Source organism: Streptomyces sp. NPDC048338, assembly GCF_043201055.1.
Lineage (GTDB): Bacteria > Actinomycetota > Actinomycetes > Streptomycetales > Streptomycetaceae > Streptomyces.
In genome coordinates, this window is the sequence record NZ_JBICYQ010000002.1 from 373,701 (window position 1) to 387,712 (window position 14,012).

Sequence of the window (14,012 nt, forward strand, 5' to 3'; positions counted from 1 at the left end):
CGTTCGCGGAACACCTGAGACCGAGCGAAGCAGTGCGTCACCGGCCGACGGAACCGTCAGCCTGCTCCCGGAGGATGTCGGCGTGACCCGCATGGCGAGCCGTCTCTTCGACCATGTGCACCAGCACCCACCGCATCGATCGCACGGTGCCCGCCTTGCCTGCCGCCCGCGCACACGGACGGCTCAGGTCGTCACAACGCTCGATGATCTCGTTGGACCGCTCGATGGCACTGCGATAGGCAGCGAGGAGACTGTCCGCGCTGTCCCCCTCGGAGAGATCCATGCCGAAGTCCGGATGCTCGACATCGGCACCCTCGAAGGCCCAGGCGAACCAGTAGAGCTCTGCCGCCGTCAGGTGCTTGACCAGGCCCAGGACACTGGTGCCAGACGGTACTCCGGGCGTTCGTCCCTGCTCGTCGTCAAGGCCCTGAGCCTTCCCGGCCACTGCTTCGCGGACGTAGTTCAAGAACGCGAGCAATGTCGCCTTCTCGTCGGAGGCACTGTCGGGAGGGCCTACGTCGCGGTGTTGTTGTGTCTCCGTCACCGGGTCACTTTAGCTCGATCGGGTGTCTTCGATCACGTGAGATCCCTTGGGCGGCTGACGGCAGTGGCCCCTCACGGGAGTCGACGGGCCAGGAAAATGTGTCGAACGCGGAGTCGGCCTTTGAGAAGGTCCTGAGTGTCCCGGAACTGCTGCGTAAGGAAGCCCGTGCCGCGTGCTGTCACATTGATTCGTTCTGCCTCCCTGTCCGATGTTGCGGAGTACGCCTACGCGGCCACGGCCCCGGCCGAGTCGCGGCTGGTCTTCCTGGCCGGAGCATGTCCTCTGAATGAGGATGGCTCCACTGCGGCGATCGGGGACGTCGCGGGGCAGGCGGCCAGGGCTGTGGAGAACATGCGGACCGCTCTGGCGGACTCGGGCGCGTCACTGCACGATGTCATCAGCACCCGTGTTCTCGTTGCCTCTCACCGGCGGGAGGACCTGGTGACGGCGTGGGAGGTCGTCCGGGACGCGTTCGGTGACCACGACGTGCCCAGCACCTTGATGGGGGTCACCGTGCTCGGCTATGACGGCCAGCTCGTGGAGATCGAAGCCGTCGCCGCCGTGCTTGATTCCTGAGCCGACGGGCCATCCCTGCCTGGCGACGGCTCTGAACCATGACCGGCTCGAACTGGGCGCAGTCCGCCGTTGTCCCGGGGCGACGAGCAGGGACAACGGGCGGCAGCGACCCTCCACAACCATGTGGATTTGGTCGGCAGTCCGCCGCGGGAGCGGCCAAGGGCGAACCACCTGATCGAAGGGACACGCCCTAGAAGGGCGGGCAGTCGCTGAATCCGGTGGGTTCCGGCAGGGGCACGGCGGGGCGTGGCGACCGCAGCAGGGCCACGGCCTCGTCGACTCTGCCCAGCTCGACCAGCAGCCGGCCGAGAGCGCGCCGATGGTCGAGGCGGTCCGCGTCCAGGAAGGTGACGGCCTCCTCAAGACGTCCGGCATCGGCCAGCAGTTGGGCCAGGCTCCTTGCCGCGTACAGGCTCCCGCCTTCGGAGTGGGCCCGGGCCTCCGCCACGGCTTGGTCCAGCTGTCCGCAGGCCGCCAGGAGCCGGGCCCGCAGCCAGAACACCTCCCCTTGCTCCCAGGACCCCCGGGCCTTGAGGGCGTCCAGGTGGGCGAGGCCTTCCTCGGCCCGGCCCTCGGCGGCGAGCAGCTCGCAGAGCAGATCGACGATCCAGTCCTCGGTGCTGTCCATGGCTCGAACCACTGCGATGGCTTCGGTGCCCCGCCCGTGCCGGGCGAGCAGCCGTGCCAGCAGGGTCGGAGCGTGCCAACGGTCCTGCTCCGACTGCTGCCGGTACACCTCGACCGCGCCTTCCACGTCGCCGCGGGCCTCCAGCAACTCGGCCAGCTGACGGGCGGCTTCCTCTCGGTGGTCCTGCGCCGCATAGGTGCGCAGCTCATCGATGCGATCGTGCCGTATCAACAGTTCGGCCAGCGGGTCACGATTGTTGACCACAGTGCCGTACGCGCGCAGCACGTCGATCGCCTCGTCCGTACCGCCCTGTCTCTCGCGGACCTCCGCCAGCAGAGTGGCTGCGTTCGACGGCTCCGGATTCCGCGCCGCGCACTCCACACCGCCGCACCGCCCGCAGGGACGCCCCGGCGCGATCCGGGCCGTCAGCAGCGCCGCGATCTCCTCGTCCCGGTCCAGCCCGACACCCACCTCGACCAGAGCCTCGGCGAGGAACCAGTCCGCGATGTGCGGCACAAGCAGCGCGTAGGCCTCGTCGCCCCGTTCGTGCCGGGCGAGTCGCAGCGCCAGATCGCGAAGCGCGAACCGCTCCCCGGCCTGGGCGAAAGGACGGACGAGAGCAATGGCCTCATCGCCCCGGCCCGCCGCCTCCAGCAGCCGGGCGGCCTCTGCGGCTGCGGTCCACCAGCCCGTCTCGACGTACGGGGCCAGCACGCCCCGGGCCTCGTCGAGCTCGCCCTGGTCAGCCAGTCGGCGCGCCCACGCGCGGGCGCAGAACCAGTCACCGTCCTCGGCCAAGGCCTGAGCGTGCACGACGGCGGTGTGGCCGAGGTCGAGGAGACGGTCAACGAGATCAGGCGGTATGCACGCGTCGTGCATCCGGGTCCGGAGGTCGAGTACGGCGGCGTCCATGGGCGCAATCTAACGGTCGCCCTCGGCGGCCACCTGGTCGGCCGGCGACGACCGCGGTGCGGAGATCCCTGATCCTTCGTCGCGGCCGTGGTGGCCTCACCCGTGCGCCTCGGGGCGGAGCCCGGAGCCCTCGACGCCGTGGCCATGCCCGGCAAGATCGACAAGTCGCTCCCCAGGCGCGGATCGCGTCCTCCTCGTGGCCCGGGAGCACGCGCAGGTCGGTGCGCCTTCTGACCTGGGCGAGGGGTGATCCAGTCACGGAGCGCCTCCATCGGTACTTAAGCCAAGCAAAAAGAAAAGTCTTGTCAGGGATATTGACCGCGCCTGGGGCGAGCGGCATGGTTCCGGAGAGCGCTCTCCCGTGCGCCTCTCTCGCTTCAAGGAGACACCCCCTTATGTCTGTATTCGGCATGCCTCCGGCGGCCTCACCACCAGCTCGCGGGCGCGTGCGGCGCGGTCTCGCGGGCGCTGTCGTCACCGCGCTGGCCGCCACGCTCCTGGCGGTGGTTCCGACGACGGCGGCGCAGGCGGCTCCTGTGCTGCTGTCGCAGGGCAAGCCCGTCACGGCTTCCAGTCAGGAGCACTACGGGACCCCGGCGGCCGACGCGGTCGACGGGAATCTCGGAACGCGTTGGTCGAGCGCCGCGTCCGACGGGCAGTGGCTGCAGGTGGACCTCGGCAGCTCCGTCGCGCTCGGCCAGGTGGTGCTGCGCTGGGAGGCGGCATACGCCAAGGCCTACCGGATCGAGCTGTCGACGGACGGCACCACCTGGTCGACGGCCTACTCGACCGCGACCGGCGCGGGTGGCACCGAGACCATCGCCCTGTCCGGCACGGCCCGGTATGTGCGCATGCAGGGCGTGACACGAGCTACCGGCTACGGCTACTCGCTCTGGGAGTTCCAGGTGTACGGCACCTCCGGCGGTGGCCCCACGCTGCCCGGCGGCGGGGACCTCGGCCCCAACGTCCACGTCTTCGACCCTTCGACCCCGAACATCCAGGGCACGTTGGACCGGATCTTCCGGGAGCAGGAGTCGGCGCAGTTCGGCCGTGGCCGGCACGCGCTCCTGTTCAAGCCGGGCACGTACGGCGATCTCAATGCGCAGATCGGTTTCTACACGCAGATCGCCGGTCTGGGTCTGCGTCCGGGTGACACCGTCATCAACGGTGATGTGACGGTCGACGCGGGCTGGTTCAACGGCAACGCGACGCAGAACTTCTGGCGTGGTGCGGAGGGTCTGACCCTCAACCCGGTCAGCGGCACGAACCGGTGGGCGGTCTCGCAGGCGTCCTCGTTCCGGCGGATGCACGTCAAGGGCGGGCTGAATCTGGCGCCGAACGGGTACGGCTGGGCCAGCGGCGGCTACATCGCCGATTCCAAGGTCGACGGCCAGGTCGGCAACTACTCGCAGCAGCAGTGGTACACCCGGGACAGTGCCGTCGGCGGCTGGTCCAACAGTGTCTGGAACCAGACGTTCTCGGGTGTCGAGGGCGCCCCTGCCACCGGTTTCCCGGAGCCGCGTTACACCACGCTGGACACCACCCCGGTCTCCCGTGAGAAGCCCTTCCTCTACCTCGACGGCGGCGAGTACAAGGTGTTCGCGCCGGCCAGGCGGGTGAACGCGCGCGGCACGACCTGGGCCGGCGGCACCCCGCAGGGCGAGTCGATCCCGCTGAGCCGGTTCTACGTGGTCAAGCCCGGCGCGACCGCCGCCACGATCAACCAGGCGCTGGCCCAGGGCCTGCACCTGCTGTTCACCCCGGGTGTCTACCACGTCGACCGGACCATCGACGTCGACCGGGCGAACACCATCGTCCTCGGCCTCGGCCTGGCCACCATCATCCCGGACAACGGTGTCACCGCGATGAGGGTCGCGGACGTCGACGGCGTGCGGCTCGCCGGCTTCCTCGTGGACGCCGGGCCGGTCAACTCCCCGACCCTGCTGGAGATCGGCCCGGCCGACGCCGCCGCCGACCACTCCGCCAACCCCACCACCGTGCAGGACGTCTACGTCCGCATCGGCGGAGCCGGCCCCGGCAAGGCCACCACCAGCATGGTCGTCAACAACGACGACACCGTCATCGACCACACCTGGGTATGGCGCGCCGACCACGGCGAGGGGGTGGGCTGGGAGACCAACCGGGCCGACTACGGCGTCCGCGTCAACGGCGACGACGTCCTGGCCACCGGCCTGTTCGTCGAGCACTTCAACAAGTACGACGTCGAATGGTACGGCGAACGCGGCAAGACGATCTTCTACCAGAACGAGAAGGCCTACGACGCCCCCCACCAGGCCGCTATCCAGAACGGCTCGACCAGGGGCTACGCGGCCTACCGGGTCGACGACTCCGTCGACACCCACGAGGCATGGGGCCTGGGCAGCTACTGCAACTACAACGTGGACCCGACCATCGTCCAGGACCACGGTTTCAAGGCACCCGTCACACCGGGAGTGAAGTTCCACAGCCTCCTGGTGGTGTCCCTCGGCGGGATGGGTCACTACAACCACGTCATCAACGACACCGGGGCATCCACCACCCCCGCCGGCACCTCGACCGTGCCGTCCACCGTCGTCTCCTTCCCCTGAGACGCCCCCTCACCGCCGTACGGCGGTGAGGGCCTGGATTCCCTTCCGGGCCGGGTGTTCATGTCCCGCGCCCCGGTCCGGAAGGGCTCGTACGACAGCACCGTGCATCCCCCTCCACACGAAGCGCCGCTCGCGAGCCGGCCCGACGGTCCGGCTCCCCGCGCCCGGCGTCACGAATCAGCCAGGAGCACACGTGTCCAGTCCCCCTTCCACGCCCACTCGTTCCCGCCGACGCGACGGGCTGTCCCTGGTGGCGCTCGGCGCGCTGCTGGCGTCCTCGCTGACCCTGAGCCTGTCCCCGCAGGCGCGGGCCGCCGAGACCCTTCTCTCCCAGGGCAAGGCGGCCACCGCCTCCTCGCACGAGGGCGAGGCGTTCACCGCGGGCGCCGCCGTCGACGGCAACCTGACGGGCACCCGGTGGGCGAGCCAGTGGCGAGACGGCGAATGGATCCAGGTCGACCTCGGCGCGAGCAAGAACCTGAGCCGCGTCGTTCTGAGCTGGGAATCCGCCTACGGCAAGAACTACGAGATCCAGGCGTCCGACAACGGCACCGACTGGCGAACCCTGAAGACCGTGACGGGGGGAGACGGCGGCACGGACGACCTCGCCGTCTCCGGCGCGGGCCGGTACGTCCGCATGCAGGGCCTCGTACGCTCCGGCGGTTACGGCTACTCCCTGTGGGAGTTCCAGGTCTACGGCACCGACGGCGGGACCAACCCGCCGCCGGGCGGCGCGGTCAAGGTGACCGGCGCGCAGGGCAACTGGCAGCTGACCGTCGGCGGGCAGCCGTACACCGTGAAGGGCCTCACCTGGGGCCCGGCGATGGCCGACGCCCCGCGCTACATGCCGGACCTGAGGTCCATGGGTGTCAACACCGTCCGCACCTGGGGGACGGACGCCTCCAGCAAGCCCCTGCTCGACGCCGCGGCCGCCCAGGGCCTGAAGGTCGTCAACGGCTTCTGGCTCCAGCCGGGAGGCGGACCGGGCTCCGGCGGCTGCGTGAACTACCTGACGGACACCGTGTACAAGAACAACATGCTCACCGAGTTCGCCAAGTGGGTCGACACCTACAAGTCCCACCCGGCGACGCTCATGTGGAACGTCGGCAACGAGTCCGTCCTCGGCCTGCAGAACTGCTACGGCGGGACCGAGCTGGAGGCCCAGCGCAACGCGTACACGACCTTCGTCAACGACGTCGCCAAGAAGATCCACTCCATCGACCCCGACCACCCCGTGACCTCCACGGACGCGTGGACCGGAGCCTGGCCGTACTACCAGCGCAACGCGCCCGACCTCGACCTGTACTCCATGAACTCCTACGGCGACATCTGCGGCGTGCGCCAGGACTGGGTCGACGGCGGCTACGACAAGCCGTACATCATCACCGAGGGCGGCCCGGCCGGCGAGTGGGAGGTGCCCGACGACGCCAACGGCATCCCCGACGAGCCCACCGACGTCCAGAAGGCCGACGGCTACACCCGAGCGTGGGGCTGCGTCACCGGCCACCAGGGCGTCGCCCTCGGCGCCACCCTCTTCCACTACGGCCTCGAGCACGACTTCGGCGGCATCTGGTTCAACCTCGTGCCCGACGGGCTGAAGCGACTGTCGTACTACGCCGTCAAGAAGGCGTACGCCGGCTCCACCGCCGGCGACAACACCCCGCCGGTCATCACGAACATGACCGTCACTCCGGCCTCCGCGGCCCCGGCGGGGCGTGAGTTCACGGTCCGCGCCGACATCCGCGACCCCGACGGAGACCAGGTCACTCCCAAGATCTACCTGAGCGGCAACTACGCCGACGGCGACAAGCGACTCGTCGACGCGCAGTGGCGCTCCACCGGCAACGGCACCTTCGCCGTCACGGCGCCCGAGAAGCTCGGCGTGTGGAAGGTCTACATCCAGGCCGAGGACGGCCGCGGCAACGCCGGCATCGAGACGAAGTCCGTCAAGGTCGTCGCGCCGCCCATGACCGGCACGAACATCGCCCTGAACAGGCCCACCACCGCCTCCTCCGCCCAGGCCTCCTACGGCGACTGCCCCTGCCCCGCCTCCCACGCCACCGACGGCAACACCGCCACCCGGTGGGCCAGCGACTGGAGCGACCCGCAGTGGATCCAGGTCGACCTCGGCTCGGCCAGGCCCATCCGCACACTGCAGCTCGTCTGGGACCCCGCCTACGCCAAGTCCTACGACGTGCAGGTCTCCGACGACGGGAACACCTGGCGCCCGATCCACTCCACGACCACGGGCAACGGAGACGTCGACACCATCGACGTGACGGCCACCGCCCGCCATGTCCGCCTTCAGCTGACGGCCCGGGGCACGGGGTGGGGCTACTCCCTGCACGAGTTCGGCATCTACGGCTGACGACGGCGAATCCCCTGAACGGGCGGCGGGGCCCACAGCAGGACTCCGCCACCCCGCACCACCGCACGAAACGAAGAAGCCCGTCCACCACACCCGTCGCGTGACGTCCTCACGGACACGCGAACCCCCCCCATGGGCAGGAGATCCCCATGAGATCGAGTCCCAAGCGGCTCCCCGCACTCCTCCTCGGTACGGCCCTCATCGCCGGCGTCCTCGGCATCGGCACCATCGCCTCCGCCGCTGCCACGGACAGCGGCCCCCCGCCCGCCGTCGCCGCGGCCGGCGCCCACAGCGGACACACCATGGCCGCGTCCACCCGGGCCTCGGGCGACGACGCCGACGGGGACGGCTACATTCCGGCCGTACCCCAGGTCACCGGTGTGACACCGTCCGGGGCCAGCCCGCCGCCGCGCTACTTCCACGAGTTCCAGGCCAACTGCTCCGTCACGCACACCGCCCCGGACGACCCGATCGTCTACCCGGGCCAGTTCGGCAAGTCCCACGACCACACGTTCATGGGCAACACCTCCACCGACGCCTCCAGCACCACCGGCTCGCTCTACGGAGGGAACACCACCTGCAAGGCGCCCGCGGACGCCTCCGCGTACTGGATGCCCTCGCTCTACAAGGGCGAGCAGAAGATCCTGCCCGTGGGCCCGCAGGTCATCTACTACAAGGCGGGCGTGACCGACTACACCAGTGTGCGGCCCTTCCCCAAGGGGCTGCGGTTCGTCGTCGGCGACCCGATGCAGAGCCCCGACCAGTTCCGGGGCCACAAGGGCTTCGTCGAGGGCTGGGAATGCGGTGACAGCTTCTTCAACGTCGACTTCCCGGCCAGCTGTCCGAGCCGGCCCGACGTACAGCTCAACATCCGCTTCCAGGCACCCAGTTGCTGGAACGGGCTGTACCTCGACACCCCCGACCACAAGAGCCACATGGCCTACCCGGTCGTCAAACCCGGCACCAACGACAACATGTGCCCGGCCTCCCACCCCGTCGCCCTGCCCATGATCGAGTTCAAGATGGCGTGGCCGGTCAACGGCGACATGAGTCAGGTCCGTCTGGCCAGTGGTCGCGGCCACTCCTTCCACTACGACTTCTTCAACGCCTGGGAGGAGCGCACCCTCAAGGCGATGGTCGATCACTGCATCGTGGGCGGCCTCCAGTGCGATCCGCGCGGGTACGACCAGAACAACCCCGCCCGCGGCGCCGTCCTGAACGCGGAGTACCGGCTGCCCTGAGCAGGCCGACGGCTCCGCCGAAGCCCGGCCGCTTCCCGTTCACCCCGGGGGCGGCCGGGCCCTCGATCCGCCTGCCCTCTCCGCACGGTCCTCCGCCGGTCGGGCCGGGGCGCCGGGCACACAGGGAGAGCGAGTTCTCCCGGAAAGAAGCAGGGAGCAGCCATGCGTGAGGACGTGCTGGACCGGTTGGTCGAGAAGCTGAGTCTGGAGCAGAAGGTCCGCCTGCTCACCGGCTCCACCACCTGGAGGACGGCCGCCGAGCAGGCGATCGCACTCAGGGAGATGGTCTGCTCCGACGGCCCGGCGGGTGTGCGGGGGGAGGCCTGGGACGAGCGGCGCACCTCCGCTCTGCTCCCCTCGGCTTCGGCCCTCGGCGCGGCCTGGGACGAACGGCTCCTGGCGGACCTGGGAGGACTGCTCGCCTCGGAGGCCGTCCTCAAAGGCGTCGACATCGTGCTCGCGCCCAACCTGAACCTGCACCGCAGCCCGCTGGGAGGGCGCCACTTCGAGTGCTTCTCGGAGGACCCCGAGCTGACCGCCCGTACCGGAGCAGCCCTGATCAGAGGCATTCAGGACCGCGGAGTGGCCGCCACGGCCAAACACTTCGTCGCCAACGACTCCGAGACCGACAGGCTTCACGCCGACGTCCGAGTCTCCGAACGGGCCCTGCGCGAGGTGTACCTCGCGCCCTTCGAAGCAGCCGTGGAAGCCGGTGTGTGGCTGGTCATGGCCGGCTACAACAGCGTCGACGGCACGACGATGACCGCGCACCCCCTCCTGTCCGAGCCGCTCAAGGGGGAGTGGGGCTTCGACGGCGTCGCCGTCTCGGACTGGGCCGCCGTCCGTACGACCGAGGAACCGGCGCGGGCGGCCCTCGATCTGGCGATGCCGGGACCCAGGAGTCCCTGGGCCACCGACCTCGTCCGAGCCGTGGGTGACGGCCGCGTCGCCGAAGCGGCCATCGACGACAAGGTGCGCCGACTGCTCCGGCTCGCGGCCCGCGTCGGCGCGTTCGAAGAGCGCCGGCGCCCTCACCCGGCGGTGCGGGCCGGAGAAGCCCGGCAGCTGCTGCGCCGTGCGGTCGCGGCCGGAGCGGTCCTGGCACGCAACGAGGACGTCCTGCCGTTCGACATCGGCACCCTGTCGACGGTGGCGGTCATCGGCGAGCACGCCGCGTCACCCCGTGTGCAGGGCGGCGGCAGCGCCGGTGTGTTCCCCTCGGCGGTCGTCACACCGCTCGCCGGCATCCGCGCGAGACTTCGCGGCCGAAGCCGTGTGGTGTACGCCCCGGGCCCCACCGTGACGGTGCCCCCGCCGCCGCTGGACACCGATCGGTGCACGGATCCGCGGTCGGGGGAGCCCGGTGTACTGCTCCGCTGCCTGGACGCCGAGGGACGTGAACTGTACGCCGAGAGGCGCCTGTCCGGCAGGCAGCTCGAACCCGGGGAGGTTCCCGGCGCGCACACCGTGGAGATCAGCGCGCTGCTCCGGCCCGAGACCACCGGGACGTGGACCTTCGGCGTGGGCGGCTTCGGCAGGATGACGCTCAGCGTCGACGGGCGTACCGTCCTCGACGGAACCTATCCCTGCGAGACCGACGATCCGGCGATCGTGCACGTCACCCCGCCCCTGCGCACCGTTCGGGTGCTCCTGGACAGGAAGCGGCCCGTCCTCCTCGTGGCACGTCGCGAACTGGCCTCCGGCACGGGCCGCGCCACCGTCCTCGCCGCCGCACCGCCGGAGCGCGACCCGGCGGCCGCCCTCGCCGAGGCCGTGGACGCCGCCCGCGGTGCGGACGCCGTGATCATCGTCGTCGGCACGACGGAGCACAGCGAGACGGAAGGGTACGACCGCACGGACCTGTCCCTCGGCCGTCTTCAGGACGACCTCGTACGCGCGGTCGCCGCCGCCAACCCCCGGACCGTCGCGGTGGTCAACAGCGGAGGCCCGGTCGAACTGCCCTGGCGCGGCGAGGTGGGCGCTCTGCTGCTCGCCTGGTTCCCCGGCCAGGAGGCCGGCGCCGGCCTGGCCGACGTCCTCTTCGGGCGCAGCGAGCCGGGCGGCCGGCTCCCCACGACGTGGGCGGCCTCCCTCGCGGACGCACCCGTCACCCGCACCCGCCCCGTCGACGGCCGGCTCGACTACGCGGAGGGCCTGCACATCGGGTACCGCGCATGGCTCCGCGAAGCACGCGAGCCCGCCTACTGGTTCGGGCACGGCCTGGGGTACACCACGTGGGAGTACGAGCACGTGGACGCACCGGCGCGGATCGGCATCGGAGACACGTTCACCGTCCGCGTGACGTTGCGCAACACCGGAAGGCGTCCCGGACGCGAGGTCGTCCAGGTGTACCTGGCCCGGCCGGAATCGACCGTGGAGCGCCCCGCGCGGTGGCTCGCCGGCTACGCAGCGGTCCACGCCGACGCGGAGGGAACGGTGACGGCGGAGGTGGTCGTGACGCCGCGCGCGCTGCGGCACTGGTCCTCCGAGGAGCAGACATGGCGCACGGAACCCGGACCGTACAGGCTCATGGTGGGACGCTCGGCGGGAGCCATGGAATGGGAGGCGCCTCTGATCGCGGCCGGCCCCGTTCTCGACGGCACCGGTGACCGACGGGCCGGCTCGCCGCTCCCCGTTGACCGCGCCTGACTGCTCGCCGCCGGCTTCCGGCAGGGCGGAGTGCCTGCTGTGCTGGCGGTCCGGCCGGGCCGTCCTGAGGGGCCACGGGAGCTTGCCGTGTGAGCGGGAAACGCGCGTTAAAGTGCGGGAGTGAACAAGCGGGGGCCGACCTTGGAGGATGTCGCCCGGGAAGCAGGTGTGTCCCGGGCGACGGTGTCGCGCGTCGTGAACGGGATCCGCAATGTGGACCCCGGCATCCAGGATGTGGTCCGACAGGCCATTCGGGACACCGGCTACACCCCGAACGGCGCGGCGAGGTCACTGGTGACGCGACGCGCGGAGACCGTGGCCCTGTTGGTCTCCGGTGCGGGCGACGGCTTCGCCGCCCGTGTCTTCGCCGACCCGTTCTTCGGCCGCATCGTCAGCGGCGCCGTGACGTACCTCCGGGGGCGAGCCATGCACCCGGTGCTGATGTTCGCCGAATCGGACGCCGCCAGGGAACAGGTGGTCGACTACCTCCGCCAGGGAAGCGCGGACGGTGCCCTCGTCGTGTCGATCCAGGCGGACGACCCGCTGCCTCGGATGCTCGTCGACGCCCGAGTGCCGGCCGTGCTCTTCGCCCGGCCGCCGCACCCGTTGCCGGTGAGCTACGTGGACATGGACCACTACCAGGGCGGGCGGCTGGCCGCCGAACACCTCCTGGCCCGCGGCTGCCGGTACCCGGCGGCGATCAGCGCGCCGCAGGACCTTCCGGCCGGCCGTGACAGACTCGCCGGCTTCCGCGACGCCCTCGCCCGTGCGGGCCGGGACCCGGCGCCGGTCGTCGAGGGAAGGTTCACCCTCGACAGCGGTGCCGCAGCCATGATCCGTCTGCTTGAGGGTCACCCTGGGACCGACGGCGTGTTCGTGGCCAACGACCTGATGGCCCAGGGGGCTTGCCAGATCCTGCGCGAGCAGGGACGGCGTGTGCCCGATGACGTGGCCGTGGTCGGTTTCGACGACTCCACCATCGCGGTCACCTGCCGGCCACCGCTGACCACCGTGCGTCAGCCGGTCGAGAAGATGGCCGCCGCGATGGCGGAATTGCTGGCCGGCCATCTGCAAGGGGCTGGGAGCGGGCCCGCGCGCGTGCTCTTCGATCCTGAACTCGTCGTGCGTGAGTCCGCCTGAGAAGACGACGCCACGGGGCAGGGCCCCACGGCGCCTTCATTGTGCCGCCCGTTCCCGGAGCGAGGTCTTCCACGCCGGCGTCGCCTCCTCGGCCTTCGGCGGCTCCCGGCGGCCTCCCTGGGCGAAGAAGTCGGCGAGCGGCAGGATCGCCGCCCCGACGGTGACGGCGTCCGGTCCGAGGGCGCCGAGCTCGACGCTCACGTGGGAGGCGGGGTAGGAGAGGGCGTACAGGGTGGCGTAGTCCCTGACGCTGTCGAGGAACCGGGTACCGAGCTGGAGGCCCGCCCATCCTCCGACGAGGATCCGCTCGGGCTGGAAGAGGTTGATCAGGTCGGCGAAGCCGGCGCCGAGGTACTCGGCGGTCTCTTCCAGGACGGCGAGCGCGGTCCTGTCGACCTCCGCCCCGGGGCCGGGCGGGTAGGCGGAGGCGAGCAGCGCGGTCAGGGCCGTCTCCTCGTCCGCGTCGGCCGGAGGGCAGCCGCCCGCTTCCCGCCAGCGCTGCAGAAGCGCTTCCGCTCCGGCGTAGGCTTCCAGACAGCCCTGGGCGCCGCAGCGGCAACGGCGCCCCCGGACCCGGACTTTCAGATGTCCCCATTCGACGGCCCGGGCGGATCGCAGGTCGTCGCTGACGACGCACGCGCCGACTCCGGAGCCGAAGAGCACCACGACGGCGCTGCTCGCTCCGCGTCCGGCGCCGAACCACATCTCGGCCTGTCCGAGGGTCTTGGCGCCGTTGTCGATGAAGTACGGCACCGACTGCGGCAGCGGCACGGACTCGCGCAGCAACCGTTCCAGCGGCACGGCGTCCCAGCAGATCGTCTGTCCGTGCACCACCGCGCCGTCCTCCGGCGTCCGGGCGACGATGCCGGGGACTCCCACGCCCACGCCCAGCAGCTGCCCGGGCTCGACCCCCGCCTGCCGGACGACCTCCTCGATGCCGTCACGTACGTGCGCGACCACGACGGCGACGTCGTAACGGCTCTCTCTCAGCGGCCCGTTCACGGTGAGCGGCTTCTCCACGCGCGCGAGCTCGGTGAGGGCCAGATCGAAGAGCTCGACCCGGACCCGTGTCTCACCGACGTCGACGCCGATCATGCAGGCACTGTCCTGGCGGATGCGCAGGAGCGTGCGGGGCCGGCCGCCGGCGGAGTCCACGCTGCCGGCCTCCTCCACCAGGCCGTCCGCGACCAGTTCCGCAACCACGTTGCTGACAGACCCCGAGCTGAGGCCCGTGACCGGCCCGAGCGAGAAGCGACTCAGGGGCCCGTCGAAATACAACCGTTGCAAAACCGCCGTGCGGTTCTCCCTCCGCAGGTCACGCACGGTACGACCGCTGCGCACTCTCACCGGACACCTTCTTCCCTAG

Annotated in this window: 9 protein-coding genes; 6 read left to right on the forward strand and 3 right to left on the reverse strand. The window is 70.7% G+C overall.

Annotation, left to right across the window (positions count from 1 at the left end; genetic code table 11):
- Positions 1 to 37: 37 nt before the first annotated feature.
- Positions 38 to 544 (reverse strand): DinB family protein, encoded by a 507-nt coding sequence (locus ACGFZF_RS06245; protein WP_393551348.1) that lies wholly within the window; start codon positions 542 to 544, stop codon positions 38 to 40.
- Positions 545 to 709: 165 nt separating this feature from the next.
- Between ACGFZF_RS06245 and ACGFZF_RS06250 the strand changes: the two genes are divergently transcribed.
- Entirely contained in the window at positions 710 to 1,120 is a 411-nt protein-coding gene (locus tag ACGFZF_RS06250; RefSeq protein WP_393551349.1) for a RidA family protein, read from the forward strand.
- 190 nt (positions 1,121 to 1,310) lie between these two features.
- Here the strand turns inward: ACGFZF_RS06250 and ACGFZF_RS06255 are convergent, their stop codons facing one another.
- On the reverse strand, positions 1,311 to 2,660 hold the full coding sequence (locus ACGFZF_RS06255; protein ID WP_393551350.1) for a hypothetical protein: 1,350 nt from the start codon (positions 2,658 to 2,660) through the stop codon (positions 1,311 to 1,313).
- Between the two features lie 395 nt (positions 2,661 to 3,055).
- Here ACGFZF_RS06255 and ACGFZF_RS06260 point away from each other — a divergent pair, with 395 nt between their 5' ends.
- The 5 genes from ACGFZF_RS06260 to ACGFZF_RS06280 all read left to right on the forward strand — a co-directional run bounded on the left by ACGFZF_RS06260 (position 3,056) and on the right by ACGFZF_RS06280 (position 12,646).
- Positions 3,056 to 5,248, forward strand: a complete 2,193-nt coding sequence (locus ACGFZF_RS06260; protein WP_393551351.1) for a discoidin domain-containing protein — start codon at positions 3,056 to 3,058, stop codon at positions 5,246 to 5,248.
- A gap of 193 nt (positions 5,249 to 5,441) precedes the next feature.
- Positions 5,442 to 7,616 carry a discoidin domain-containing protein gene (locus ACGFZF_RS06265; RefSeq protein ID WP_393551352.1) on the forward strand — a complete coding sequence of 725 codons (2,175 nt, stop codon included), beginning with the start codon at positions 5,442 to 5,444 and terminating at the stop codon, positions 7,614 to 7,616.
- A gap of 149 nt (positions 7,617 to 7,765) precedes the next feature.
- Positions 7,766 to 8,857 carry a DUF1996 domain-containing protein gene (locus ACGFZF_RS06270; protein ID WP_393551353.1) on the forward strand — a complete coding sequence of 364 codons (1,092 nt, stop codon included), beginning with the start codon at positions 7,766 to 7,768 and terminating at the stop codon, positions 8,855 to 8,857.
- Between the two features lie 162 nt (positions 8,858 to 9,019).
- Positions 9,020 to 11,506, forward strand: coding sequence for a glycoside hydrolase family 3 protein (locus ACGFZF_RS06275; protein ID WP_393551354.1), 2,487 nt, complete (start codon positions 9,020 to 9,022; stop codon positions 11,504 to 11,506).
- Between the two features lie 120 nt (positions 11,507 to 11,626).
- A complete protein-coding gene (locus ACGFZF_RS06280) occupies positions 11,627 to 12,646 on the forward strand; it encodes a LacI family DNA-binding transcriptional regulator (RefSeq protein WP_393551355.1) in 1,020 nt (339 codons plus the stop codon).
- Between the two features lie 36 nt (positions 12,647 to 12,682).
- On the opposite strand, the gene ACGFZF_RS06285 is transcribed toward ACGFZF_RS06280, so the two are convergent.
- Positions 12,683 to 13,993 carry an ROK family protein gene (locus ACGFZF_RS06285; protein WP_393551356.1) on the reverse strand — a complete coding sequence of 437 codons (1,311 nt, stop codon included), beginning with the start codon at positions 13,991 to 13,993 and terminating at the stop codon, positions 12,683 to 12,685.
- Positions 13,994 to 14,012: the final 19 nt, after the last annotated feature.

What these genes read in the sequence shown, in the direction of transcription:
- ACGFZF_RS06255 (WP_393551350.1), bottom strand. Translation starts at nt 2,660, where the DNA reads ATGGACGCCGCCGTACTCGACCTCCGGACCCGGATGCACGACGCGTGC.
- ACGFZF_RS06260 (WP_393551351.1), top strand. Translation starts at nt 3,056, where the DNA reads ATGTCTGTATTCGGCATGCCTCCGGCGGCCTCACCACCAGCTCGCGGG.
- ACGFZF_RS06270 (WP_393551353.1), top strand. Translation starts at nt 7,766, where the DNA reads ATGAGATCGAGTCCCAAGCGGCTCCCCGCACTCCTCCTCGGTACGGCC.
- ACGFZF_RS06275 (WP_393551354.1), top strand. Translation starts at nt 9,020, where the DNA reads ATGCGTGAGGACGTGCTGGACCGGTTGGTCGAGAAGCTGAGTCTGGAG.